At 62.5% G+C, this 798-nt stretch carries 1 protein-coding gene; it reads left to right on the forward strand.

The annotated features are described in order from the left end of the window. A partial coding sequence (locus JF66_RS21390) for an HNH endonuclease signature motif containing protein (RefSeq protein WP_156110007.1) occupies positions 1–725 on the forward strand: 725 nt, incomplete at its 5' end. Positions 726–798 lie beyond the last annotated feature (73 nt).

Consider the following 798-nt stretch of genomic DNA (forward strand, 5'->3'; position numbering starts at 1 on the left):
CAGCCGCGTTCCTCGACACCGCCATTGACGGGATGGTCAGTGCGGAACTGCGCAAGCCACGGTTTGAAGCGAAGGAAGACCCCGACGGGTGCGGTGACAACCACGAGATCATCGGCGACGGCCGCACAATGCCGCAGCTGAACTTCGATGCCTTCGTCGATATCGTGCGCCACGCGCTGTCCTGTAAAGAGGGACTGGGTGCGCTTGATCACACGACGATCATCGTGCGCATGTCCCTTGAATCCCTGCAGACCGGCCTCGGTGAGGCCCAGCTCGACGGGATCGAGCAGCCGATCTCGGCGTTCACGGCCAGGAAGATGGCCGCGGAGGCGTGTCTCATTCCGATGGTCCTCGGCGGCAAGAGCGAGGTACTCGATTTCGGGCTTGGGAAGCGGCTCTTCACCCGGGCGCAGAAGCTCGCGGCGATCGAAAGGGACGGCGGCTGTGCCACCGCGGGCTGTAACAGGCCGCCGAGTTATGCCGAAGGCCACCACATCATTTGGTACAAATCGCAGGACGGGCCGACGGATCAATCGAACATTCTGATGCTTTGCAGTGCTTGCCATCACAGGATCCACCGCGAAGGGTGGGGCATCATCGTCAAAGACAACGTCGTGTACTTCATCCCGCCCGCTACCGTCGATCCGAAGAGAACTCCGCGTCGCGGCGGACGCCCACCGGTACCGACACCGAAAGGCCACGACGGCCCGCACTACAAGAGCTAGACACAGCGTGCTCGTGTCGGCTCGCGCAGTCTCGATCTCGAGAAGCTAGATCCAAGCGCGCATTCCTCGCGCC

This window comes from Cryobacterium sp. MLB-32 (assembly GCF_000738085.1).
Taxonomy (GTDB): Bacteria; Actinomycetota; Actinomycetes; order Actinomycetales; family Microbacteriaceae; genus Cryobacterium.